At 65.8% G+C, this 23,573-nt stretch carries 20 protein-coding genes and 1 tRNA gene; 10 read left to right on the top strand and 11 right to left on the bottom strand.

The features are described from left to right. Positions 1 to 20: 20 nt before the first annotated feature. Complete coding sequence (orn, locus tag AB4Z27_RS05665) at positions 21 to 647, bottom strand: oligoribonuclease (protein ID WP_092290314.1); 627 nt, start codon at positions 645 to 647, stop codon at positions 21 to 23. Positions 648 to 814: 167 nt separating this feature from the next. On the opposite strand from orn, the gene AB4Z27_RS05660 reads away from it, so the two are divergent. The 3 genes from AB4Z27_RS05660 to AB4Z27_RS05650 are packed head-to-tail and all read left to right on the top strand — an operon-like array spanning position 815 to position 3,348. Continuing rightward, complete coding sequence (locus AB4Z27_RS05660; protein ID WP_092290865.1) at positions 815 to 2,065, top strand: M48 family metallopeptidase; 1,251 nt, start codon at positions 815 to 817, stop codon at positions 2,063 to 2,065. Beyond that, positions 2,062 to 3,027: a ribosome small subunit-dependent GTPase A gene (rsgA, locus tag AB4Z27_RS05655; protein WP_092290316.1), complete on the top strand. Its 966-nt coding sequence runs from the start codon at positions 2,062 to 2,064 to the stop codon at positions 3,025 to 3,027. The genes AB4Z27_RS05660 and rsgA overlap by 4 nt, the downstream gene beginning before the upstream one ends. A gap of 15 nt (positions 3,028 to 3,042) precedes the next feature. After that, positions 3,043 to 3,348, top strand: coding sequence for a putative signal transducing protein (locus AB4Z27_RS05650; protein WP_441590569.1), 306 nt, complete (start codon positions 3,043 to 3,045; stop codon positions 3,346 to 3,348). Positions 3,349 to 3,424: 76 nt separating this feature from the next. On the opposite strand, the gene AB4Z27_RS05645 is transcribed toward AB4Z27_RS05650, so the two are convergent. Next, a complete protein-coding gene (locus AB4Z27_RS05645; protein WP_092290320.1) occupies positions 3,425 to 4,405 on the bottom strand; it encodes a CobD/CbiB family protein in 981 nt (326 codons plus the stop codon). Between the two features lie 192 nt (positions 4,406 to 4,597). Further along, on the bottom strand, positions 4,598 to 5,296 hold the full coding sequence (locus AB4Z27_RS05640) for a pirin family protein (protein WP_441644036.1): 699 nt from the start codon (positions 5,294 to 5,296) through the stop codon (positions 4,598 to 4,600). Between the two features lie 155 nt (positions 5,297 to 5,451). On the opposite strand from AB4Z27_RS05640, the gene AB4Z27_RS05635 reads away from it, so the two are divergent. Beyond that, positions 5,452 to 6,378: a LysR family transcriptional regulator gene (locus AB4Z27_RS05635; protein ID WP_144199677.1), complete on the top strand. Its 927-nt coding sequence runs from the start codon at positions 5,452 to 5,454 to the stop codon at positions 6,376 to 6,378. Between the two features lie 11 nt (positions 6,379 to 6,389). Continuing rightward, positions 6,390 to 7,259 (top strand): tRNA glutamyl-Q(34) synthetase GluQRS, encoded by an 870-nt coding sequence (gluQRS, locus tag AB4Z27_RS05630; RefSeq protein ID WP_441644035.1) that lies wholly within the window; start codon positions 6,390 to 6,392, stop codon positions 7,257 to 7,259. A gap of 78 nt (positions 7,260 to 7,337) precedes the next feature. Here gluQRS and AB4Z27_RS05625 read toward each other — a convergent pair whose 3' ends face one another. Further along, positions 7,338 to 8,852 (bottom strand): DEAD/DEAH box helicase, encoded by a 1,515-nt coding sequence (locus AB4Z27_RS05625; RefSeq protein WP_092290328.1) that lies wholly within the window; start codon positions 8,850 to 8,852, stop codon positions 7,338 to 7,340. Between the two features lie 260 nt (positions 8,853 to 9,112). On the opposite strand from AB4Z27_RS05625, the gene AB4Z27_RS05620 reads away from it, so the two are divergent. Further along, a complete protein-coding gene (locus AB4Z27_RS05620; protein WP_441644034.1) occupies positions 9,113 to 10,726 on the top strand; it encodes an alkaline phosphatase D family protein in 1,614 nt (537 codons plus the stop codon). 157 nt (positions 10,727 to 10,883) lie between these two features. On the opposite strand, the gene AB4Z27_RS05615 is transcribed toward AB4Z27_RS05620, so the two are convergent. Both AB4Z27_RS05615 and AB4Z27_RS05610 read right to left on the bottom strand, forming a co-directional pair. Then, positions 10,884 to 11,882 carry a Bug family tripartite tricarboxylate transporter substrate binding protein gene (locus tag AB4Z27_RS05615; protein ID WP_092290332.1) on the bottom strand — a complete coding sequence of 333 codons (999 nt, stop codon included), beginning with the start codon at positions 11,880 to 11,882 and terminating at the stop codon, positions 10,884 to 10,886. Between the two features lie 74 nt (positions 11,883 to 11,956). Continuing rightward, entirely contained in the window at positions 11,957 to 13,600 is a 1,644-nt protein-coding gene (locus tag AB4Z27_RS05610; protein WP_441644033.1) for an acyl CoA:acetate/3-ketoacid CoA transferase, read from the bottom strand. Between the two features lie 176 nt (positions 13,601 to 13,776). On the opposite strand from AB4Z27_RS05610, the gene AB4Z27_RS05605 reads away from it, so the two are divergent. After that, positions 13,777 to 14,586 (top strand): IclR family transcriptional regulator domain-containing protein, encoded by an 810-nt coding sequence (locus AB4Z27_RS05605; RefSeq protein WP_441590574.1) that lies wholly within the window; start codon positions 13,777 to 13,779, stop codon positions 14,584 to 14,586. Positions 14,587 to 14,769: 183 nt separating this feature from the next. On the opposite strand, the gene AB4Z27_RS05600 is transcribed toward AB4Z27_RS05605, so the two are convergent. Further along, a complete protein-coding gene (locus AB4Z27_RS05600; protein ID WP_441590575.1) occupies positions 14,770 to 15,378 on the bottom strand; it encodes a glutathione S-transferase in 609 nt (202 codons plus the stop codon). 195 nt (positions 15,379 to 15,573) lie between these two features. On the opposite strand from AB4Z27_RS05600, the gene AB4Z27_RS05595 reads away from it, so the two are divergent. Both AB4Z27_RS05595 and AB4Z27_RS05590 read left to right on the top strand, forming a co-directional pair. After that, a complete protein-coding gene (locus tag AB4Z27_RS05595; RefSeq protein ID WP_441644032.1) occupies positions 15,574 to 17,130 on the top strand; it encodes a methyl-accepting chemotaxis protein in 1,557 nt (518 codons plus the stop codon). Positions 17,131 to 17,260: 130 nt separating this feature from the next. After that, a complete protein-coding gene (locus tag AB4Z27_RS05590) occupies positions 17,261 to 17,986 on the top strand; it encodes a hypothetical protein (protein WP_441644031.1) in 726 nt (241 codons plus the stop codon). 69 nt (positions 17,987 to 18,055) lie between these two features. On the opposite strand, the gene AB4Z27_RS05585 is transcribed toward AB4Z27_RS05590, so the two are convergent. Both AB4Z27_RS05585 and rpoD read right to left on the bottom strand, forming a co-directional pair. Next, positions 18,056 to 18,134: transfer RNA gene (locus AB4Z27_RS05585), tRNA-Ile, on the bottom strand. Positions 18,135 to 18,143: 9 nt separating this feature from the next. Continuing rightward, entirely contained in the window at positions 18,144 to 20,453 is a 2,310-nt protein-coding gene (gene rpoD, locus AB4Z27_RS05580; protein ID WP_255370670.1) for an RNA polymerase sigma factor RpoD, read from the bottom strand. Between rpoD and AB4Z27_RS05575 the strand changes: the two genes are divergently transcribed. Then, the gene (locus tag AB4Z27_RS05575) at positions 20,452 to 20,784 is read left to right on the top strand and encodes a hypothetical protein (protein ID WP_255370671.1); all 333 of its coding nucleotides are present in this window, start codon (positions 20,452 to 20,454) and stop codon (positions 20,782 to 20,784) included. The genes rpoD and AB4Z27_RS05575 overlap by 2 nt on opposite strands. A gap of 162 nt (positions 20,785 to 20,946) precedes the next feature. Here AB4Z27_RS05575 and dnaG read toward each other — a convergent pair whose 3' ends face one another. Both dnaG and AB4Z27_RS05565 read right to left on the bottom strand, forming a co-directional pair. Then, positions 20,947 to 22,788: a DNA primase gene (gene dnaG / locus AB4Z27_RS05570; protein WP_092290344.1), complete on the bottom strand. Its 1,842-nt coding sequence runs from the start codon at positions 22,786 to 22,788 to the stop codon at positions 20,947 to 20,949. Positions 22,789 to 23,004: 216 nt separating this feature from the next. Then, a complete protein-coding gene (locus AB4Z27_RS05565) occupies positions 23,005 to 23,454 on the bottom strand; it encodes a GatB/YqeY domain-containing protein (RefSeq protein ID WP_092290346.1) in 450 nt (149 codons plus the stop codon). Positions 23,455 to 23,573: the final 119 nt, after the last annotated feature.

Raw genomic sequence — 23,573 nt, 5'->3', positions numbered from 1 at the left:
CGCGGGGTTCTTGTTCTGTCTTAGGCTGCCGGGGCGGTGGGCGCAGCGGGCGCCGCCGGGGTTTCCGTGGCGGCCGGCGTGGACGCCTTGATAAAGTGCGTGCGGTAGTAGCGCAGTTCCTCCACCGACTCGAGGATATCGGCCAGCGCCGTGTGCAGCTGGCGCTTGGCGAAACCCTTGTGGATGGCCGGCTCCCAGCGCTTGCAGAGTTCCTTCAGCGTGGAAACATCGAGGTTCCGGTAGTGGAAGAACGATTCCAGCTTCGGCATGTAACGCGCCATGAAGCGGCGGTCCTGGCAGATCGAATTGCCGCACATCGGCGACTTGCCGGCCGGCACCCAGCGCTTCAGGAACGCCAGCAGTTCGGCTTCGGCCTGCGCCTCGGTGAGCGTGGACGCCTTGACCTTGTCGATCAGGCCCGAGCGGCCGTGCGTGCCCTTGTTCCAGTTGTCCATGCCGTCGAGCACGGCGTCGGCCTGATGGATCACCAGCACCGGCCCTTCGGCCAGGATATTGAGTTCGGAGTCGGTCACCACCACGGCAACCTCGATAATCCGGTCGGAATCCGGCTGCAGGCCGGTCATTTCCATATCCAACCAGATGAGGTTGTTTTCACTTTTGACGGAGGTGGCGGCTGGGCTAGTCATCTGGGTACGGCTCGATATTGGGGACAGGAAGAAAACCGGCCGGACAGGCGTCCGGCGCGAACAATTTATAATTCTCGCATATCCGCCACAATTGCCCGGCTGCGTACCCTCGCCGCCGGTCGGCAGTCTCACCGAGCGACTTTCGCGAAACTACTATGGCCTTGCCGATGTTCACGTTGATTTTCCTGGCCGCGCTGGTCGTCATGGTGCTGACCAAGCTCTGGCTGGCCGCGCGCCAGGTGCGCCATGTCGGCCGCCATCGCGGCGCCGTGCCGGCCCGCTTCGCCGACACCATCACGCTCTCCGCCCACCAGAAGGCCGCCGACTACACCATCGCCCGCACGCGGCTGTCGATGCTGGAGGTGCTGGCCGGCGCCGCCGTGCTGATCGGCTTCACCATGCTGGGCGGGCTGCACGCGCTGAACCACTTCTGGCTCGGTGTGTTCGACGGCGGCGGCTACCTGTACGGCGTGGCGCTGATTGCCAGCGTGGCGCTGATCGGCGGCCTGGTCGACCTGCCGTTTTCGCTATATGGCCAGTTCGGCATCGAGCAGCGCTTCGGCTTCAACAAGATGACGTTCGGCCTGTGGCTGCTCGACCTCGCCAAGATGACGCTGGTCGCCTGCGTGCTGGGCCTGCCGCTGCTGCTGGCCGTGTTGTGGCTGATGGAGCGCGCCGGCACCTACTGGTGGGTCTGGACCTGGCTGCTGTGGATGGCCTTCAGCCTGCTGCTGCAGGTGATCGTGCCGACCTTCATCGCCCCGCTCTTCAACAAGTTCGAGCCGCTGGCCGACGAGGGCCTGCGCCAGCGCATCGAGGCGCTGCTGCGCAAGTGCGGCTTTGCCAGCAAGGGCCTGTTCGTCATGGATGGCAGCAAGCGCAGCGCGCACGGCAACGCCTACTTCACCGGCTTCGGCGCGGCCAAGCGCATCGTCTTCTTCGACACCCTGCTCTCCCGCCTGGACGGCGAGGAAGTGGAAGCCGTGCTGGCGCACGAGCTGGGTCACTTCAAGCGCCGCCACGTGGCCAAGATGATTGCGGTGACCTTCGCGCTCTCGCTGGTGTTCCTGGCGCTGCTGGGCTGGCTGTCCACGCGGGCGTGGTTCTACACGGGGCTGGGGGTGCTGCCGAACTTCGGCACCAGCAACCACGCGCTGGCGCTGGTGCTGTTCTTCCTGGCGCTGCCGGTGTTCACCTTCGTGCTCGGGCCGCTGGCCAGCCAGTCGTCGCGCAAGCACGAGTTCGAGGCCGACGAGTTCGCGGCCCATCAGACCAATGCCGGTCACCTCGTGTCCGCGCTGGTCAAGCTGTACAAGGACAACGCGTCCACGCTGACGCCCGACCCCATCTATAGCGCGTTCTACTATTCGCACCCGCCGGCGGCGCAGCGGATCGACCGCCTGCTGGCGCACGCATGAACCGTCACGCGCGCCATCACAACGCCGGCAAGGGCACCGGCCAAGCTTCCGAGACCGCACTGATCATCGCCGCCCATGGCCGCCACTATGTGGTGGAGTTGGGCGACGGATCGCGGATCCACGCGTTCCCGCGCGGCAAGAAGAGCGACTGCGCCGTGGGCGACCACGTGGCCGTGGAGATGGCCGCGGCGGACCAGTGCGTGATCACCGCCGTCTCGCCACGCAAGAACCTGCTGCATCGCTCGGACCAGTTCAAGTCCAAGATGCTGGCCGCCAATATCGACCAGGTGGTCATCGTGCTGGCCACGGAGCCGAGTTTTTCCGAGGATCTGCTGGGCCGCGCGCTGGTGTCGGCGGAGGCGCTGGCGATTCGTCCCCTCGTCATCCTGAACAAGACCGACCTGACCGCACGGCTGGACGACGCCCGGCGGCGCCTGAAGCTCTACCAGGACCTGGGCTACGACACCGTCGAGCTGTCCGTCCATGGCCGCCCGGAAGAGGCGTTGGCGACACTCCAGCCGCGCACGGCCGGGGTGTCGAGCATCCTGATCGGCCAGTCGGGCATGGGCAAGTCGTCGCTGCTGAACCTGCTGATTCCCGGCGTGGAAGCGCAGACGCGTGAAATTTCGGCCAAGCTCGATTCCGGCAAGCACACCACTACGTTCACCCGGCTCTATCACCTGCCGGCCGACTGGGGCACGGTCGAAGGCCGGCCCGGCTACCTGATCGACTCGCCGGGCTTCCAGGAATTCGGCCTCCACCACCTCAGCGAAGGCATGCTGGAGCGCGCGTTCCCCGAGTTCCGGCCCAGGCTCACCGAATGCCGGTTCTATAACTGCCATCACATCAACGAGCCCGGCTGCGGCGTGCTGGCGGCCATCGACGGCGGCGAGATCTCCGAGCGCCGCCATCAGCTGTACACGCAGCTGCTGCACGAGTCCCGGCAGCAGAAGCCGTGGTAACCGTGGAGTAGCCCGATGAAGCTGCTATTGCGGTCCACATCGCTGGTTCATGCCGCGCACTGCGAAAACGTGCTGCGGGCGGCGGGCATTCGCGCCGAGGTCCGCAACACGTGGCTGGGCGGTGCGGCCGGGGACATCCCGTTCCAGGAGAGCGCGCCGCAGGTCTGGATTCTCGACGATGCGGCAGAAGCCGACGCCTGGGCCGTGCTCAACGCCGCCGCCAACCCGCCGCCAGGGCCACGCTGGCAATGCACGGGCTGCGCGGAATGGCACGAGGCGCAGTTTGCGTCGTGCTGGCGCTGCGGGGCGCATCGGGAGTAATCGGGAAAACCAAGGGAATAAAAAAACGCCACGATCGTGGCGTTTCTTCTTGGTGGATCTTGGTCGAAGGCTGCGGTCAGCCCACCCAGAGCGCTAGCGACACCATCGCCAGCAACAGCATCCACAGGATGACCGCGCGCCAGACCAGCCCCACCGCCGATTGCAGCGTGCGCACGCCGGGGTCGGCGCCGTACTCGGGCGGCACCGGCTCGGCGGTGTCTTCCATGCCCGGCGCGTAGTCCACACCGGCCAGACTCGTGCGCAGCATCACGCTGGAGTCGTCCTCGGCCAGCGGCGCGCCAAGCCGCACGCCGAGCGCCCCGCCGCCGCTGGCGAGCAGGATGCCGTTGATCGCATCATTCCACTTGCGCGCGTGGTTGCGCCACGCGTACACGGCATCCTCGAAATTGCCGACGATGGCAAACCCGATCGCCGTCAGCCGCGAAGGTACCCAGTCCAGCACATAGAACGCCTGCGAGGCAAAACGCCCCAGCGCCGGGCTGCGCTCGTTCGACGGCTGGTTCCACTGCCGGCTCAGGAACTCGGCGGTGCGGTACAGCACGACACCACCCGGGCCAATCGGCACCAGAAACCAGAAAAACACCCCAAATACATGGCGATGGACGGCGATGATGGCCGCCTCAAGCGTGTGACGCACGATCTCGCTGACCGGCATGTCGACCGTGTCCAACCCGGTCCACTCGTGCAGCAGCGTGCGCGCGGTATGCGGGTCGTCGCGATTCAGCGCCTCGTGGATATCGGTGAAGAAGTGGCTGAACTGGCGGAAGCCGAGGGTCAGATAGAGCAGCAGGACGTTCCAGGCCAAGGTCAGCGCCACGCTGATCGACGCCAGCAGGTAGTGGACCAGCACGGCAGCCAGCGTGAGCGGCAGCACCGCGGTCAGCCAGGCCAGCGCGGCATCGCGCGGGCGGCCCGTGTCGAAGGCGTGTTCGGCCCGCTCCCCCAGTACGCGCACGATGTCGTAAATAGGGTTATTCCGGCCCAAGGCTCGGAACTGTTCGGCGATCAGCGCCAGAAGAATGGAAACAAAGGTCATCGCGTGACGGTGGCGACGGACGTTGGCGCGACGGCGAAGTGCCGGTCCGGTCGCATTGCGGTATAGCCAGACGATAGCATAGCGTCACGCCGCACCGTCAATGGGAAAGACCTGTAAGCAGGTGTTAAACGCATCCATGAAAAAGCCCGCCGGGGGCACCGGCGGGCGGACGACGACAGGCTAACGTCGCGTTCAGGGCAGGTCGAAGACCAGCACTTCGGCCTCGCTGCCTTGGGTCAGGGTGATGGCCTCGACCGCTTCGAGCTTCGCAGCATCGCCGGCCCCGAGCGCCTGGCCGTTGACCGTGATCGCACCGCGCGCCACGTGCACATAGGCACGGCGGCCCGGGGCGATGGCCAGCGTGGCGGCCTCGTCCCCATCGAACAACCCGGCGTAGAGCCGCGCGTCCTGATGGATCACCACCGAGCCCTCAGCACCATCCGGGCTGACGACGAGGCGCAGCTTGCCGCGCTTTTCCTCGACCGGGAAATTGCGCTCCTCGTAGCCCGGCTCAATGCCGTTCTCGGCAGGAATCACCCAGATCTGCAGGAAGTGCGTGGTGTCGTGCGCGGCGTGGTTGTATTCCGAGTGCCGCACGCCGGTACCGGCGCTCATCCGCTGCACATCGCCCGGGCGGATCACGCTGCCATTGCCGATGCTGTCCTTGTGCGCAAGTTCGCCATCGAGCACATAACTGATGATTTCCATGTCCCGGTGGCCGTGCGTGCCAAAGCCCATGCCCGGCGCCACGCGATCCTCATTGATCACACGCAGCGGCCCGAACTGAACATGGCGTGGGTCGTAGTAATCTGCGAAGGAGAAGCTGTGATACGACTTGAGCCAGCCATGGTCCGCATAACCGCGTTCGTCTGACTTACGGATTTCAATCATTTTGATGGCCCTCCTTGTGGCCTCCGAGGTTCCCAAAATTGCCTGTCACAATCGGACTGGCTTGGGTCAGCGGCGTTTCGATGCTAGGCAGTTTAGGGGAGTCGGCGTATATTGGCGGGCACCCAGTTAGAAGAATTCATTCAGATTTTCTGAACATGCCACTCTCCCTCGAATCCCTCGAAGTCCTGGACGCCATCGAGCGCAAGGGCAGCTTTGCCGCCGCCGCCCACGAAATGGGCAAGGTGCCCTCGGCGCTGACCTATGTGGTCCGCAAGCTGGAAGAGGATCTGGACGTCCTGCTGTTCGACCGCCGCCGTCACCGCGCCGAACTGACCCCGGCGGGCCGCGCCCTGCTGGACGAAGGCCGCCACCTGCTCCACGCGGCCGACGACCTCGCGCGGCGCGTCAAGCGCCTCGCCACGGGCTGGGAGGCCAACCTCAGCATCGCCCTGGACGACCTCGTCAACTTTCGCGCGCTGCTGCCGGTGATCCAGGATTTCTATGCCGAGAACACCGCCACGCGGCTGCGCTTTTCGAAGGAAGTGCTAGGCGGCGCCTGGGATGCGCTGGTCAGCAACCGGGTCGATCTGGTCATCGGCGGGGCCTACGAGGCGCCCAGCACGCAGGGCTTCCAGGTGCGGCCGCTCGGGTCGGTGCCGTTCGTGTTCGCGGTGGCCTCGCACCATCCGCTGGCCACCGAGGAAGGACCGCTGACGACGATGCAGATCGCCAAGCACCGCATCGTGGCCGTGGGCGATACCTCGCGCAACCTGCCGGCGCGTACGCACGGCGTGCTGGCCGGGCAGGATGTCCTGGTGGTGCCGACCATGCGTGACAAGCTCGAGGCGCAGATCCGTGGCCTCGGCTGCGGCTGGCTGCCGGCCCCGATGGCCGCGCCCCATATCGAAAGCGGCGTGCTGCTGGCCCGTGAGACCGTGGAAGTGCGCGCGCCCGGCAATTTCAAGGTGGCGTGGCGCACCAGCTCGCGCGGCAAGGCGCTGCAATGGTGGACCAGCAAGCTCGAAGACCCCCGCCTTGCGCAGGCGCTGATGCAGCAGCCGCTAGCCAGCCAGCCGGCCTGAGGGAGTTGCCGATGCCCCGCTATCGCGGGCGCTTTGCGCCCTCGCCCACCGGCCCGTTGCACCTGGGCTCGCTGGTCACGGCGCTGGCCAGCTGGCTCGACGCCCGCGCCCATGGTGGCGACTGGCTGGTCCGCATCGAGGACATCGACTATCCGCGCTGCGTGAAGGGCGCCGATTTCGACATCCTGCAGACCCTGGAACGGCTCGGGCTGCACGCCGACGAGGCGCCCGAATGGCAGAGCCGCCGCGAGTCGCTGTACGGCGACGCGCTGCGCCGCCTCGACGCCAGCGGCCAGCTCTACCCCTGCGGCTGCTCGCGCAAGGAGATCGCCGACTCGCTGATCCATGTGCGCGAGCGCCACCAGACGCTCGGCTACCCCGGCACCTGCCGCAACGGCCTGCACGGCAAGCTGCCACGCGCGTGGCGGGTGCGCGTGCCGGACGGCCCGGCCGCCATGATCTGTTTCGACGACCGCTGGCAGGGTCGCCAGTGCCAGGACCTGGAAACGGAACTCGGCGATTTCGTCCTGCGCCGCGCGGACGGCCTGTGGGCCTACCAGCTCGCCGTCGTGGTCGACGACGCCGCGCAAGGCATCACCCATATCGTGCGCGGGTCCGACCTCCTCGACTCCACGCCGCGCCAGATCCATCTGCAACATCTGCTGGGCCTGCCCACGCCGTCCTACCTGCACGTGCCCGTGGTGGTGAATGCCGATGGCGAGAAACTCAGTAAGCAGAGCGGCGCGCAGGCCATCGACACGGCCGCGCCGCTGGAAGCGCTGCGCATGGCCGGGACGCATCTCGGCATCGCCAATGGCGAGACTAGCGTGCCGGCCTGGCTGGCGGCGGCAACCGGGCAGTGGGCGGTGATGCAGCGCTGACCGGGCGCTCTTCCGAACCTCGCGCACCAAACAATAATGGCACCCGAAGGTGCCATTTTTTGTTGCCCGGGCAGTCTGTTATGACTTGCGCGGCGCGCCGCCCAGCAGCGCGGCCACGGGACGCTTCGGCGCCGGGCGGCCACGGCTCAGCGCGGCAGCCAGTTGCTCGTCGGCCGGCTGCGCGTTGGCGTGATGGTTCGACGGCTCGTACGGGCGCGAGAAGAACGGATCGTCCGACGGACGGAACGCCTGACGGCCACCGCTTTCGGTGCGGCGACGACGGCCCGGCACGGCTTCCGCCTCCGCCGCCGCTTCACCGCCGTTGTCACGGGTGCGGCGCACATCGGCACGCTGGCGACGACGGTCCGTTTCCTCTGTGCGCGCACGCTCGCCGGTCGGGTCGAAGCCATTCAGCTCGCCGCGCGGAATGCTGCGCTTGATCAGTTTCTCGATATCGGCCAGCAGGCGGTCATCGCCGCCCTGCACGTAGATCGAGAGCGCATCGCCGCTGGCGCCAGCCCGGCCCGTACGGCCGATGCGGTGCACATAGTCTTCCGCGCTGTACGGCAGGTCGAAGTTGATCACGCACGGCATGGCCGGGATGTCCAGGCCACGGGCGGCCACGTCGGTAGCCACCAGGGCATCGATCGTGCCGGTCTTGAAGCCTTCCAGCGTCTGCATGCGCTCGGTCTGGGTCTTGTCGCCGTGGATGGCGGCGGCGTTGATGCCCTCGCGCTCCAGGTGACGCGCCAGGCGCGAGCAGCCGATCTTGCTGTTGACGAACACGATGCACTGGCGCGAATCGGTTTCCGACGCGCGCTGCTTGAGCAGGTGCACCACGGCGGCCTGCTTGTGGCCGTCTTCCACGCGGTAGACCATCTGGCGCACGTTCTCGTTGGTCGAGTTGCTGCGTGCCACTTCGATCGTCACCGGCTGCTTCAGGTAGCTCGAGGCCAGCCGCTTGATTTCCGGCGAGAACGTGGCCGAGAACAGCAGCGTCTGGCGCTGGGCCGGCAGCAGGTTGATGATGCGCTGCAGGTCCGGCAGGAAGCCCATGTCGAGCATGCGGTCGGCTTCGTCCAGCACCAGCATCTGCACCTGCGACAGGTTCACCGACTTCTGCTGCACGTGGTCCAGCAGGCGGCCCGGCGTGGCGACGAGGATTTCCACGCCACGGCGCAGCGCATCGGTCTGCGGGTTCATGTCTACGCCGCCGAACACCACGGTGCTGCGCAGGTCGGTATGCTTGGCGTAGCGCGCCACGTTGTCGTAGACCTGATCGGCCAGTTCGCGCGTCGGCGTCAGCATCAGCGCACGCACCGGGTGGCGCGCGGGCGAGGCACTCGCGTTCGACATCGGCAGCAGGCTCTGGATGATCGGCAGCGCGAAGCCTGCCGTCTTGCCGGTGCCGGTCTGCGCGGCGCCCATCACGTCCTTGCCGAGGAGGACCACCGGAATGGCCTGCGCCTGGATCGGCGTCGGCGTGGTGTAGCCCTGTTCGGTCAAGGCGCGCAGGATGCGCGAATCCAGCCCGAAGCTTTCGAACGTTTGCTCTGCGGCTGGGGTCTGGTCTGGGGTGGTCGTCATCGTCATGGTTTCGGTGTCTGGCGGGCGAGGCCCGCGCCAACTGACACGCGTCTCGAGAAAGGCATGCCGGGCTGCGCCAACGCGGGGCGTTGGGTCACGATCGGCAATTGCCCAGAAAATCAAAGACTTGGATTCTACCATCAGTGCCCGGTGCATCGTGAGTATCGCCAGATGTCATGTCAACGCCGTGTCACATGGTGCGGCGACGATACTGGCCCGACGATGTGCCGGCAGCGGCCCACCTGAGCCCGATTCCAGACCCATTCATGCCGAATACGCCACAACTTGCGCCCTCCCCGACCGATCTGGCCCGTCGGCGCTTCCTGCGCACATCGAGCCGCTTCCTGGGTCTGGGCGTCGGCATGAGTGCGCTGAGCAGCACATTGATCGCCGCGCCGGCCGTGGTGTCCTCGGCCCGGCCCAGTGCGCCGGCAGGCATTCAGCTGGGCGATCCCTCGGATGACGGCCTCGTGGTCTGGGCCCGCGCCGACCGCCCGGCGCGGATGGTCGTCGAATACAGCACCGACCCGTCGTTCCGCAACGCCGCCCGCCACTCCGGGCCGCTGGCCAGCGCCGAGACCGACCTCACCGCCCGCACGCTGCTGACCGGCCTGGCGCCGGGCCAGCCGTATTTCGTGCGCGTGGCGTTCGAGACCCCGGGCGAGCGGCGCGGACTGGGTCCGTGGCTGGACGGCAGCTTCCGCACCCCCTCGCTGGCCGCCGACCGCCCCGTGCGCTTCGTCTGGTCCGGCGATACGGTCGGCCAGGGCTGGGGCATCAATCCGGAACTGGGCGGCATGCGCATCTACGACGCCATGCGCCAGCGCAACCCTGACTTCTTTATTCACAGTGGCGACACGATCTACGCCGACAGCCCCATCCAGGCCGAGCAGAAGGCCGAGGGCGGCCGGATCTGGAAGAACGTCGTCACCGAAGAAGTCAGCAAGGTGGCCGAGACCCTGAAGGAATTCCGGGGCCGCCATCGCTACAACATGCTCGACGAGAACGTGCGCCGCTTCGCCCGGCAGGTGCCGCAGATCTGGCAGTGGGATGACCACGAGGTGACCAACAACTGGTCCGCGTCGAAGGATCTGTCCGGCGATGCGCGCTACACCGAGAAGGACGTCAGCGTGCTGGTGGCGCGCGGCCAGCGTGCCTTCCTCGAGAACGCGCCGATGCGCTGGCACCGCCAGGGGCTGGACGAGCGCGTGCATCGCCGCATCGCCCAGGGCCCCCTGCTCGATGTGTTTGTGCTCGACATGCGCAGCTTCCGGGGCCCGAACGGCTACAACCGCGAAACCGTGGAAGGCAAGGACACGCCTTTCCTCGGCAACGCGCAGCTGGAATGGCTGATGGCGGAACTGGTGGCGTCGCGCGCCACGTGGAAGGTGATTGCAGCGGATATGCCGATCGGCCTCGGCGTACCCGATGGCAAGGATGCACAGGGCCGCGCGCTCTGGGAGGCCATCGCCAATGGCGACGGCCCGGCGCTGGGCCGCGAACTGGAAACCGCGCGGCTGCTGACGCGGATGCGCCAGGCCGGCCTGAAGAACGTGGTGTGGATCACCGCCGACGTGCACTACTGCGCCGCGCACCACTACGCGCCCGAGCGGGCCGTCTACCGGGATTTCGATCCGTTCTGGGAATTCGTGGCGGGGCCGCTCAACGCGGGCAGCTTCGGTCCCAATCCGCTCGACAACACCTTCGGGCCGCGCGTGGTGTTTCAGAAGGCGCCGACCGCGCAGAACCTGTCGCCGCTGGCCGGTTTCCAGTTTTTCGGCGAGATCAATATCGATCCGGCCTCGCGCGCGCTGACCGTGGATCTGCGCGACCTGAACGGCGTGTCGCAGTACGCGCAGACCTTGCAGGCACAGGGCTGAACAACTGGCGGCGCCCCGCTCCCGGAGGGAGAGGGGTTGGAGGATAGGGCCGGAATATCAACGAAGTTCGACATGTTGATCGGCAAAGGTCCGCCCCATCCCCCGCCCCGGTATAGGCGAGGAACCGCCAAACGGCCGTCTGAATCGACGGCCAGCCTCAGTCGCTCTTGATATTGTTGTCCTTGATCACCTTGCCCCATTTCGCATAGTCGTTGCGCATGCGCGTGGCGAGCTGATCGGGCGGCATGTAGGACGCCACCGTGCCGGCGCCCAGCATCTTCTGCTGGACGGTCGGATCGGCCAGCGCAGCCTTCAGTTCAGCGGAGAGCTTGGCGACGATCTCCTTCGGCGTGCCGGCCGGCACCAGCAGCCCGCCCCACGACGACGCATCGAAGCCCGGGAAGCCCTGCTCCGCCACCGTCTTCACATCGGGCGTGAAGCTGACGCGCTTGGCCGAGCCCACCGCGATCGGCCGCAGCTTGCCGGCCTTGATGTGCGGCAGCGCCGCGATCATGTCCGCGAACATCATCGGCACCTGGCCGGCCAGCAGGTCGGAAATCGCCGGCGCGCTGCCCTTGTACGGCACGTGCTGGACGTCGAAATGGCCGAGGTTCTTCAGCAGTTCCGTCGACAGATGGCCGAAGCTGCCATTACCGGCGCTGGTGTAGTTGAACTCGCCGGGCTTGGCCTTGACCTTGGCGATGTACTGCTGCAGGTCGGTCACATCGGGCATCGACTGCGGATTGACCACCATTACGATCGGCAGCTCATAGGCCGCGCCCACCGGCGTGAGGTCCTTGAACAGGTCGTAGCTCTTGCGCGGAATCAGGTGCGGGGCCAGCAGCGTCGGCGTGGCCAGCATCAGCAGCGTGTAGCCATCAGGCGCGGCCTTGGCCACGGCCTCGGCGCCGATGGTGCCCGAGGCGCCCGGGCGGTTGTCGATCACCACGGTCTGCTTCAGGCTCTCGCCCATCTTCTGGCCGATGATGCGCGCGGCGGTGTCGGTCGGGCCGCCGGCCGGGAACGGCACGATCAGGCGGATCGGCTTGTCCGGGTAGCCCTGCTGGGCCAGCGCGGGCGCGGCGAGCAGCGGCAGCGTGGCGGCGACGGACAGCGCGAGCGCGGAAATCGTAAAACGACGACGTTGGTAATGCACGGTGTTTCCTCCAATGGGCCGGTCGTGGCCGGCTTGCTTCTTCGACTGACTAACTAATAGATACCGCGCGAGATTCAGAGCGTCATCACGCCCGGGCGGAACAGGCGCGGGTCCATCTGGCGCAGGTCATCGGCCACGGCCACGGGGGTGGCGCATTGGTCGAGCACATCGCGCTGCAGGTCCATGCCCGGGGCGATTTCCACCAGCGTCAGGCGCGCTTCGCCATTTGCGTCGGCGCGCATCTCGAACACCGCGCGCTCGGTCACGTACAGCACCGGCACGCCGAGCGAGGCCACGTACGGGCCGTTGAAGCTCAGGTGAGACACCTCGGGCACGATCTTCTTGACGCGGCCTTCGCGCACGATGCGCAGCTGGTCGTCCTCGACGCGGATCTCGAGTCCGCCCGCCGTCAGCGTGCCCATGAAGACCAGCGCGCGGGCGCTCTGGGTGATGTTGATAAAGCCGCCCACGCCCGCGATCAGCGCGCCCTCGCCTTCGCCAAACTTGCTCACGTTGACGTTGCCGTGGCCGTCGAGTTCGGCCAGGCCGAGGATGGCCAGGTCGATGCCGCCGCCCTCGTAGAAATCGAACTGGGCTGGCTGGTCCACCACGGCCTCGGGGTAGGCGGAGGCGCCGAAGCTCAGGCCATCCGCCGGCGTGCCGCCGATGGGGCCCGCCTCCACGGTCAGCGTGAAGCCGCCGAGCCCGGCCTGGTGCGCGAGCGCGCCCACGGCGGCGGGCATGCCCACGCCGAGGTTGACCACGCGCGGCTGGCGGCGCGCGATCTCCATCGCGGCGCGGCGCTGGACGATGGTGCGGGCGTCGAGCGGCGCGGCGGTGGCCGGCAGCGCCTCGGCCTCGCGGGCCGCTTCGGCCGCCGCAGCGGCCTCCCCGCGCCACGGCGTGACATAGGCGGCGTTATAGGTCTCGGCGAACGTCATCTGATGGTGCGCCGGCTCCTCGCTGACCACCACGTAATCGACGAGGATGCCCGGCACGTGAATGGCCTGGAGGTTCTCGTGGTAATCGACGATCGACTCCACTTGCGCGATCACGATGCCGCCCGAGTTGTGCGCGGCCTGCGCCATCGCCAGCAGCTCGTGGTGGAACGCCTCGCGATGCGTGCTCAGGTTGCCGCGCGTGTCCGAGGCGGTGCAGCGGATCAGCGCGCAATGAATCGGAAAGCTCGGATAGAACAGGTATTCGTCGCCCCGGAAATCGACCGCTTCGACCCAGTTGGCGCGGCCTGCCGCGATGGCGTCGTGCGCGCGCTGGTTGATGGCGCCGCCGTGGTAGCGCGCATCCTGCGCGGTGCGCGGATCGACGAAGGTATGGAGGCCGACCTTCGTCATCACGCCCGGCTTGCCGCCGGCGATGGCCCGATACAAGTGGGTCAGCACGCCCTGCGGCAGGTTGAAGCCCTCGCAGTCCTCGTTCATGGCAAGCGTGGCCAGCCGCGTGGCCGAGCGCCAGTGACCGCCGACGATGGCCCGGGTCATGCCGGCATTGCCGAAGTGATTCACCCCGCGCGCGCCGCGGTCGCCCTGGCCGGCCGAATAGACCAGCGTCAGGTCTCGCGGAAGGCCGTCCTGCAGGAAGCGCGACTCCAGCGCCTCGGTCACGCCCTCGGCATGCCCAGCGCCCACGAAGCCTGCGCTGGCCACGGTCCAGCCGCTCTGGACAAGCTCGGCCGCCTGCCGGGTGGTGATCACCTTCATTGCTGTCTCCTGGTTCTTCTTGTGTCGTGGTTTCTACTGACCCACGATTCCCGAACAAATGTTCGCAAAACGCCTATCATACGGATCGGACGCCCGGACGCAAGTGTGCGCCGCATCCCGACAAACCCTGACTTTCCCCTTCATCTGGCCCTTTATCGGCCCTTCCCGACCCTCGCATGACGCGCTCCGACGCCACCGCTGCCAACGACGTTCCCCACGACGCCCCGAAAAAGGACGAGCTGCTCGATTCGCTCACCAAGGGGCTGGCGCTGCTGCGCCTGTACGCGAGCGGCGTGGAACGGCTGACCATGCAGGAAGTGGCCGAGCAACTTGACGTGACCCGCGCCGCCGCGCGCCGGCTGCTGCTGACGCTCGAGCACAACGGCTACCTGGCGCAGGACGGCCGTTACTTTGCGCTGACGCCCAAGGTGATGGACCTCGGCTATGCCTACTTTGCCTCGATGAACCTGCCGCAACTGGCCCGGCCCTATTTGCAGGCGCTCTGTGCCGAGGCGGGCGAAAGCTGCTCGATCGGCATGTTCGACCGCGACTCGGTGGTGCTGGTGGCGCGCGAGGAGCCGAGCCAGATGCTGCGCGTGGACATGGCCATCGGCCGCCGCATGCCCGCCTACGCCCACTCGCTGGGCCGCGTGCTGCTGGCGGGGCTGGACGACGCGGCGCTGGTGACCTATCTGGAATCCGCCGAACTGCGCAAGCTGACGCCGTTCACGATCGACTCGCGGGCGGCGCTGGCGCGCAAGCTCGAACAAGTTCGAGCGGATGGCTTCTGCACGCTGATCAGTGAACTGGTCGATGGCTTCGCCGGGATCTCCGTGCCGCTACGCGACCAGACCGGCAAGACCGTGGCCGGCCTGGGGCTCAGCATGGTGCTGGGCAGCCGCAACCAGGCCTATCTGGAATCGCACTACTTGCCCCCACTGCGCGCGGCGGCGGAGAAGATCGAGGCGATCCTGCGCGCCCGATAGGAAGCATCCGAAACCGGACCCCGGAATGAAAGAGCCCCGCAGGCCGGGGAGGTCGCGGGGCTGAAGTGGTAGCGGGGCAAGGATCCTGTTGCCCCGGGACTATCTTGCGCGAAGGTCCCTCCGCCGACATCACCCATTTGTGGGGAAATTGGTGGGGTATCGCACCTCCGAACGGGCGCACCTTCAGGCGTGTGGCCAATTGCGGAAAACGTCGAATTGCTCTAAGGCGGCGGTGAATGCCGCGAGCGACGGATGTTGCGCCGGCGTCACCCTTCCCGGCAGCAGCGTCTGGGTGAAGGTCCAGACCACAGCGGTGGTCACGTCCGCCTGGGTCAGCGTGCTGGCATCGGCCGGCACGGCGCAGGTTGAAATTTCCTGTTCCAGCAGCGCATAGGCGCGAGCGAGCTGCCCGTCCACGCGGTCCAGCCAGGGCTGGTGCTGCTTCTCGGCCGGGCGCAGGTTGTGCTCGTAGACATCCTGCACGGCCTTTTCGCACGCGGCCAGCGCCAGGCCGATGATGCGCAGCGCCCGCTGGCGCGCGCCCAGCTCAGACGGCATGAGACTGCGCCGTGCCACCGCTTCCGCGTAGTCGATGATCAGCGTGGAATCCATCAGCACGGTGCCGTCGTCGCAGACCAGCGAAGGCGCCTTGACCACCGGATTGATCGCCCGGAACTGCTCGAAGGTGCTGAACACCGATACTGATTCATGCCGGAACGGCACGTCGAGCAAGGCCAGCGAGATGGCCGCGCGCCGCACGTACGGGGAATCGAGCATACCGATCAGTCTCATGTTTCTGCGCTCCGTGGAAGGACAGTCATAGGGAAATTCCGATCCCCATATGATGCGTTGGGCACGTACGGATGCCAACGGTTTTGTGGGGCGCTGCTGAATTCCTGTCGACCTTTGTCGACATTGTCAATCGGGGCTTCAGCGGATCAGGTTGGCGACCGTTAAAGGCGTCATCGTCATCAACCTGGCCGTGCCATGTTCAACAAGCTCTCCATCCGCCTACGTCTCAACGCCGCGCTTGCCCTGCTTGGGACCCTGCTCACAGTCATCGGCATCATCGGCGCGGTGGGCATGCGCGATTCCCGCGCCGATATCCACGAGATCTACACCAACCAGCTGGCCTCCACGGCGCTGGTGGCCAAGTCCCAGCTCAACGCCGCCGTGATCCGCACCACACTGGATCGCGCCGTGTTCCACCCGGATGCCGCCGACGTGCCGGTCACCATCGAGAAGGCGCTGACCTATCGGCTGAAGTCCGAGGCCGCGTGGAGCAAATATCAGGCACTTCCGAAAACGGAAGAGGAAAAGCGCCTGACCGCCGAGGTGGAAGGCAAGCGGGCGACCTTCCTGCGCGATGGCGTGGAGCCGCTGATCGCCGCGCTGCGCGCCAACGACGCCGCCGGCGCCGACAAGGCGGTGATGGTGACGATTCCGCCGCTGTTCGTCGCACTGACCGCCGCCGTGGACGCCCTCGAGCGCAACCAGAGCGACCAGGCCAAGGCGATGTACGAGCACGCCACGGCCCGCGCGCAGCGCTTCCAATGGATGGTGGCCGGTGCCATCGGCCTGGGCATCATCGCCGCACTGGGTTGTGCGGTCGGCCTGCAACGCGCGATCTCGGCGCCGCTGGGCCGCATGCTTGAGAACTTCAGCGAAATTTCTCGGGGCAACCTGACCCAGACCATCCGCGTAACCAGCGAGGACGAGATGGGCGCCCTGACGCGCGGCCTGCAGGAGATGCAGCGCGGCCTGGTAAGCGCCATCCAGACCATGCGTGGCGGCAGCGATGCCATCGCCAGCGCCACGCAGCAGATTGCCGCCGGCAACCTCGACCTCTCGCAACGGACCGAGGAACAGGCGAGCGCGCTCGAGCAGACCGCCGCCAGCATGGAAGAACTGACGTCCATCGTGAAGCAGAACGCGGACAACGCGCGACAGGCCAATGCGCTGGCCACGCAGGCGTCCGACACCGCCTCGCGCGGCGGCGAGGACGTGCGCCGGGTGGTGGACACCATGCGCGATATCCAGCTCGCCTCGCGCAAAATTGGCGATATTACCGGAGTGATCGAAGGCATCGCCTTCCAGACCAACATCCTGGCGCTCAACGCCGCCGTGGAAGCGGCGCGCGCCGGTGAACAGGGCCGCGGCTTCGCCGTCGTGGCGGGCGAGGTGCGCGCGCTGGCGCAGCGCTCGGCTACCGCCGCCAAGGAAATCGTGCAGCTGATTAATGAAACGGTGAGCGAGGTCGAAGCCGGCACACGCCAGGTCGACCAGGCCGGCGCGACGATGAGCGACGTGGTCCAGGCCGTGCGCCGCGTGACGGACATCATGGGCGAGATCAGCGCGGCATCGACCGAACAGAGCGCCGGCATCGAGCAAGTCAGTCTGGCCGTGACCCAGATGGACCAGGTCACGCAGCAAAACGCCGCACTGGTGGAAGAAGCCGCCTCGGCGGCGCAGGCGCTGGAGGAACAGGCCGGGGTGCTGCGCACGACGGTGGCATCGTTCCGGCTGCCGGCCGTGGCGGGTTAAGGGTGGTTTGGCGGCTCGGCGGCGCGCTTTCGTAGTTGTGCGATAGGCGCCGCATTTGCGGCGTGATAGCGTCCGCGTTCTTTCCATTCACACCCAGAGCGCGATGACACTTTCCAGGCCGTTTAGCAATGTGAAGACGCTTCTCCTGATTGCCGCCGCCATAGCGCCAGCCGTGAGTTTTGGCTGCGGGGAGCAGGAGTTTCCGCCGTATGTTTATCCGTCGGTTGTGCCGGGCGGGAAAACGGCGGCCGATTTTGTACCGAACGGATGGAAGGTGCTCGGCACTGCCGAAGGTGACCTCAATCACGACGGGAAGCCTGATTTGGCCATCGTCCTCCAAGGTACCGACAAGGCTTACCAATGGAAGAACGAGGGACTGGGCGAGCCAGAGGTAGACCAAAATCCGCGCATGCTGGTCATCGCCTTGGCGAACCCCGCTGGCGGTTTCCGAAAACTCACGCAGAACAACAACTTCATTCCCGTCCACGATAATCCAATGGCGGACGATCCGTTCGACAGCATCGATATTCAGCGCGGCCTGCTCAATGTCCAGTTCAGGATGTGGATGAGTGCGGGCAGCTGGAGCATGAGCACCACCCAATACAAGTTCCGCTACGAAGACGCGGCCATGCGCCTGATCGGCTATGAGTACTATCACCGCCACCGCGCCTCGGGGGCGGAAGACATCGTTAGCACGAATCTGCTGACAGGCATGCAGCGCGCAATCCGCAGCGATGGGGAATCCCAAAAGCCGAAGGAAACCTGGCAAAAGCTGAAAATCGGCAAAAAATGGACGCTGGATACGCTCCGCAGCGGGCCAACATTTGACGAGACGCCGGTGCCCTCGAACCCATAGCGCGCTGCATCCGCAATAAAAAAGGGGTTACGGCATCAACCGTAACCCCTTTTTTACTACCACGTAAGTTGGTGGGCCTCCCGTGAGTCGAACACGGCACCAACGGATTATGAGTCCGCTGCTCTAACCAGGCATGAGCTAGAGGCCCTTGGAGGGCTTAGTTGCCTTCCAGGAAGCTCTTCAGCTTGTCGGAGCGGCTCGGGTGGCGCAGCTTGCGCAGTGCCTTGGCCTCGATCTGGCGAATCCGTTCACGCGTCACGTCGAACTGCTTGCCCACTTCTTCCAGCGTGTGGTCCGTGCTCATTTCGATGCCGAAACGCATCCGCAGCACCTTGGCCTCGCGCGGCGTCAGGCTGTCCAGCACGTCCTTCACCACGTCGCGCATCGAACCATGCAGCGCGGCCTCGGCCGGCGCCAGCGTGTTCGTGTCTTCGATGAAGTCGCCCAGATGCGAGTCGTCGTCGTCACCGATCGGCGTTTCCATGGAGATCGGCTCCTTCGCGATCTTCATGATCTTGCGGATCTTGTCCTCCGGCATCTCCATCTTTTCGGCCAGCGTTGCCGGATCGGGCTCGTTGCCCGTTTCCTGCAGGATCTGACGCGAAATCCGGTTCATCTTGTTGATCGTTTCGATCATGTGCACCGGAATCCGGATCGTGCGTGCCTGATCCGCGATCGAACGCGTAATGGCCTGGCGGATCCACCACGTGGCGTACGTGGAGAACTTGTAGCCGCGACGGTATTCGAACTTGTCCACCGCCTTCATCAGGCCGATGTTGCCTTCCTGGATCAGATCCAGGAACTGCAGGCCACGGTTCGTGTACTTCTTGGCGATCGAGATCACCAGACGCAGGTTGGCCTCGGTCATCTCGCGCTTGGCCTCGCGGGCGCGCTTCTCGCCCTCGGACATCTTGCGGTTGACGTCCTTCAGCTCCTTCAGCGGCAGCACCACGCGCGCCTGCAGGTCGATCAGCTTCTGCTGCAGTTCGTGCACGGCCGGCACGTTACGCTCGACGATCGTGCTGTAGCCCTTGTGGTCGGCCACCACGGTCTCGATCCAGTCCAGGTTCGTCTCGTTGCCCGGGAAGCGGGCGACGAAGTCCGAGCGCGGCATGCCGCACTTGTCCACGACGATGTTCAGGATCGCGCGTTCGAGCTTGCGCACCTCATCCACCTGGCCACGCAGCGTGTCGCACAGGCGCTCCACGTTACGCGCGGTGAAGCGGATGCCCATCAGTTCGGCCTGGATCGCTTCCTGCGCCTTCACGTACGGTTTGGACTTGTAGCCTTCCTTCTCGAAGGCACGGCGCATCTTGTCGAACTGCTCGGCGATCACGCGGAATTTCTCCAGCGCGTTCTGCTTCAGTTCTTCCAGTTGACGTGCGGAAGCCGCGCCGCCAGCAGCGCTGTCGTCCTCGTCTTCCTCGTCGCCGTCGCTTTCCTCGTCGGACTCGACATCTTCCTCCTCGGCTGCCGCTGCGGCCGCAGCCGGGGCTGCTACCGCCACGTCGTCGGCGTTCGGGTCGATCAGGCCATCGACGAACTCGTCGATCTTGATCTCGTCGTTCGCCACGCGCTCGGCGTGCGCCAGGATCTCGGAAATCGTGACCGGGCAGGCCGAGATGGCCATGACCATGTCCTTCAGGCCCGCTTCGATCCGCTTGGCGATCTCGATTTCGCCCTCGCGCGTCAGCAGCTCCACCGTGCCCATTTCGCGCATGTACATGCGGACCGGGTCGGTGGTGCGGCCGAATTCGGAATCGACGGTCGAAAGTGCGGCTTCCGCCTCTTCCTCAGCCTCTTCCTCGCTCGTGGCGGACGGCGCGTTGTCGTTGAGCAGCAGCGTTTCGGCGTCCGGCGCCTGCTCGTAGACGGCGATGCCGATGTCGTTCAGCGTGGCGACCAGCGTGTCGATCGTTTCCGAATCGACCATGTCGTCCGGCAGGTGATCGTTGATTTCCGCGTAGGTCAGGTAGCCGCGCGACTTACCGAGCTTGATCAGCGCCTTGAGCTTCTGGCGGCGGACCTCGAGTTCCTCCTCGGTGCCCTGCTGGGTCGAGGCGAACTCCTTGAGCAGCGCCTTTTCCTTGGCCTTGCGGTCCTTGGCCTTCTGCTTCTCGGTCTTGGGCGCAGCGGTGGCGGCGGGTGCGGCGGCCGCTGGCGCGTCGTTTTCGTAAAACTCTTCAGTCACGTCTTCAGGGGTGCTGTCGTCTTGCTGCATCTCGGCCTTGGGCTTGCGGCCACGCTTCTTGGGCTCCGGCTTGACGGCCGGGGCAGCGGGAGGCTCGGATGCAACGGGTGCGGGAGTCGCGGCACGGGCCTTTGGCGCCACGGCGGCAGCGCCAGTCTTGGCGGCTCCGTTCCGGGTGCTGGCCGTCGTTGCCGCACGCTTGCTCTCGACTTCGGTATTCTGCTGTTTCGCCACGGTGATACTCTTGCCTTTCACGGGTGCAGAAGCGGCATGCATGCCGCTCGTATTGGCGCTATCGCCGCTCTCGCGTGCCGAAGTCGAGGGCTTTGTCTTTTCGGATATGCGATTCCTGGCGGAAGTGGTCCCTGCCGGTGCAGTTGCACCGTGCGCGGGCTTTGCTGGCGCAGACCGGGCTGTTGTCGTCCTGACTGTCGCGGTCGAAGTCTTCGCCGCCGTTGTATTCACGGACGCCTTGCCGCTCCCTGATTGGGGAGCTTTGGAGGGCGCCTTATCGGCTACCCTTTCGGTTGCTTTGGCCTTTGCCATTGGCACGCTCACTTTCGCCAGTACTGGAGAGAGATTTCGCAATCCAAACCGGGCATTGTAGCACGTCACCAACACCCGGCTTCCACTCAGGTAAGGTTTTCACCTGAAAAATCAAGGCTTAAGCACCGGACAAGCGCCAGATATCCCCGTCTGGACACCTACCGTTGTGCACTCAAGCCCCCATTTCACCTTTCCACTGCATCCTGTTCAACACCCTGCCAGCTCAGGCTCCATCGGCCGTGGCGGGCCGCAAGCCAAGCTGGCGGCGCCGCTGCACCTCGGCCACCAGCCAGACCATGCGGGTTTTTTCCGCGTCGCTGGCCCCACCGGCCGAAACTGCCTTTTGGAGCGCTTCCAACTCGCGCTGCAGGGGTTCCGCCAATAATTTGTGGATGGCGCCGTCGAATTCCATCGTCGCCGGCTCTTCCTCGATTTCTTCCTTGAGCACCGCCGTCCGGGCTCCCGCGTAGACCTCGGCATAGGGCGTTTGCGCCAGATGCTCGCTGAATGCCGCGAAGTTCACCGCCCCCTGGAGGCCATCACAGGCATCCACCAAGTGAGCGAGTACTTCGGCCTCCGGCCTTGTACTGTCTAGCAGCAGCGCCCGCGTATCGGCATCGAGACGCCCAGCGAGCGACGGATAGCTCATCAGCAACTGAATCACGCGCTGCTCCAGCCCGGTCGGCGCCTGACGGCGCGCGCGCGGCCTGGGCTGGGCGAAACGCCCCACCCGCGACGAATCGCTGCCCAATCCGCACACGGCCTCGATCTCGGCAGGTGTCGTACCGGTAGCATCGGCAAGTTCGCGCACGATCTGTAGGCGCAATCCGCCGGCCGGCATCGACTGGAGCAGCGGCTTGGCCTCGTACTGGGCACGGGCGCGGCCCTCGGGCTGGCGCAGGTCCTGTTCCTCGGTGACCACCTGGAGCAGGAAGCGCGACAGCGGCATCGCGGTCTGCACTTGCCGGGCGAAGGCATCGGTGCCCTCTTCCCGTACATAGCTGTCAGGATCGTGTTCTGACGGTAAAAACAGGAAACGGATCGTCTTGTTGTCGGCAACGTGCGGCAAACACGCTTCCAACGCCCGCCTCGCCGCGCGCCGGCCCGCAGAGTCGCCATCGAACGAGAACACCACTGCGTCGGTCTGGCGCAACAGCTTCTGCACGTGCACGGTCGTGCACGCGGTGCCAAGCGTGGCCACGGCATTGGCGAAGCCCAACTGGGCCAACGCCACCACATCCATATAGCCTTCCACCACCAACACGTAGCCATTTTCGCGGATGGCGTGCCGGGCCTCGAACAAGCCGTACAGCTCCGTTCCCTTGCTGAAGAGCGGCGTTTCCGGGGAGTTCAGGTATTTTGGCTCACCCTGACCCATCACCCGGCCCCCAAAGCCGATCACATTCCCCTTGGTGTTGCGGATGGGGAACATGATGCGGTCGCGGAAGCGGTCATAGCGGCGCGGCTTGCCGTCGGCATCGCGCTTCTCGCTCGACTCGATCAGCAACCCGCCCTCGACCAACGGGGCAGCCACATTGTCGTCCCGGTAGCTGCCGAAGACGGCTTCCAGGCCCTGCCAGTCGTCCGGCGCGTAGCCCAGGCCAAAATTCGCCGCGATCTCGCCGGTCAGGCCCCGCCCCTTGAGGTACTGGATGGCCTGCGGCGCCCCGCGCAGTTGCTTGCGATAGAACTCGGTGGCGCGCGTCATGGCATCGGACAACGCCACGGTCTTGGCCTGCTGCTCGGCACGCTGGGCCGGCGGCAGGCGGTCGCGCTCCTCGGGCACCGTCACCCCCACGGACTGCGCCAGCTCGCGCACCGCATCGGGATAGGACTGGCCCGAATACTCCATCAGGAAGCCGATGGCCGAGCCATGTGCGCCGCAGCCAAAGCAGTGATAGAACTGCTTCGTCGGCGACACCGTGAACGACGGGGATTTCTCGTTATGGAACGGGCAGAGGCCCATGAAATTGGCGCCGCCCTTCTTCAGCTGCACATACTTGCCCACCACATCGACAATGTCGACACGGTTGAGCAGGTCCTGAATAAAGGATTGCGGAATCACCCGACTGACCGTCCTGATGGAGGGCGGCCTGCCGCGTTGGCGACCGCTTTTCTGTGAATGCGTGACCGGAACGTCGCCCGGTGGCTATCGAATCATTGTAGTGCAGATGCAACGTGGCGCCCGAAAAACCGGGCTTTCATCGCCAAGCCCCGTCAACCTGACGGCTTCTTCGCCCAACGCCACGCCAACATCCAGAATTTGCCGATTGCCAGTCGATCACTTGCCCGTCAGCGCCGCCTTGACCAGCGCCGAGACGGCCGTCATGTCGGCGCGGCCTGCCAGGCGCGCCTTGACCAAGCCCATGACCTTGCCCATGTCCTGCGGACCGGCCGCGCCGGACTCGGTCACGGCCTTCTGGACTTCGGCAGCCACTTCGGCCTCGGACAGTTGGGCCGGCATATAGGCGGTCAGCACTTCCACCTCGGCCTTCTCCTTGTCAGCGAGGTCGGTACGGCCGGCCTGCTCGAACTGCGAGATGGAGTCCTTGCGCTGCTTGAGCATCTTGTCCACGACGGCGGTGATGCCGGCGTCATCCAGCTCCACACGATCATCCACCTCGCGCTGCTTGATAGCGGCCATGAGCAGGCGGATGGTGCCGAGCCGCTCGGATTCACGGGCGCGCATGGCGGCCTTCATGTCGTCGTTGATGCGGGCTTTGAGGGACATGGCAGATTTCCGAAAGAATGGATGGACAGCAACCAGGCGCGCGCCAGCGCGGCGTCGCCCGGACCGATAATTGGACCTTAACGCAAAAACCCGCCGGAGCCATGCCCGCAGCGGGTTCG

Origin of the sequence: Cupriavidus sp. KB_39, assembly GCF_052114485.1 — a bacterium.
In the GTDB taxonomy this organism is placed as follows: Bacteria; Pseudomonadota; Gammaproteobacteria; order Burkholderiales; family Burkholderiaceae; genus Cupriavidus.
Note: the sequence above shows the minus strand (reverse complement) of the source record. Positions and strands in the feature narration are given on the sequence as shown.

Coding starts and splice junctions, on each gene's coding strand:
- orn (WP_092290314.1), bottom strand. CDS start 647: ATGACTAGCCCAGCCGCCACCTCCGTCAAAAGTGAAAACAACCTCATC.
- AB4Z27_RS05660 (WP_092290865.1), top strand. CDS start 815: ATGTTCACGTTGATTTTCCTGGCCGCGCTGGTCGTCATGGTGCTGACC.
- AB4Z27_RS05620 (WP_441644034.1), top strand. CDS start 9,113: ATGCCGAATACGCCACAACTTGCGCCCTCCCCGACCGATCTGGCCCGT.
- AB4Z27_RS05575 (WP_255370671.1), top strand. CDS start 20,452: ATGCCGCTCGTATTGGCGCTATCGCCGCTCTCGCGTGCCGAAGTCGAG.
- AB4Z27_RS05600 (WP_441590575.1), bottom strand. CDS start 15,378: ATGAGACTGATCGGTATGCTCGATTCCCCGTACGTGCGGCGCGCGGCC.
- AB4Z27_RS05605 (WP_441590574.1), top strand. CDS start 13,777: ATGACGCGCTCCGACGCCACCGCTGCCAACGACGTTCCCCACGACGCC.
- AB4Z27_RS05610 (WP_441644033.1), bottom strand. CDS start 13,600: ATGAAGGTGATCACCACCCGGCAGGCGGCCGAGCTTGTCCAGAGCGGC.
- AB4Z27_RS05640 (WP_441644036.1), bottom strand. CDS start 5,296: ATGATTGAAATCCGTAAGTCAGACGAACGCGGTTATGCGGACCATGGC.
- AB4Z27_RS05565 (WP_092290346.1), bottom strand. CDS start 23,454: ATGTCCCTCAAAGCCCGCATCAACGACGACATGAAGGCCGCCATGCGC.
- rpoD (WP_255370670.1), bottom strand. CDS start 20,453: ATGCATGCCGCTTCTGCACCCGTGAAAGGCAAGAGTATCACCGTGGCG.
- rsgA (WP_092290316.1), top strand. CDS start 2,062: ATGAACCGTCACGCGCGCCATCACAACGCCGGCAAGGGCACCGGCCAA.
- AB4Z27_RS05650 (WP_441590569.1), top strand. CDS start 3,043: ATGAAGCTGCTATTGCGGTCCACATCGCTGGTTCATGCCGCGCACTGC.
- AB4Z27_RS05625 (WP_092290328.1), bottom strand. CDS start 8,852: ATGACGATGACGACCACCCCAGACCAGACCCCAGCCGCAGAGCAAACG.
- AB4Z27_RS05645 (WP_092290320.1), bottom strand. CDS start 4,405: ATGACCTTTGTTTCCATTCTTCTGGCGCTGATCGCCGAACAGTTCCGA.
- gluQRS (WP_441644035.1), top strand. CDS start 6,390: ATGCCCCGCTATCGCGGGCGCTTTGCGCCCTCGCCCACCGGCCCGTTG.
- AB4Z27_RS05635 (WP_144199677.1), top strand. CDS start 5,452: ATGCCACTCTCCCTCGAATCCCTCGAAGTCCTGGACGCCATCGAGCGC.
- AB4Z27_RS05595 (WP_441644032.1), top strand. CDS start 15,574: ATGTTCAACAAGCTCTCCATCCGCCTACGTCTCAACGCCGCGCTTGCC.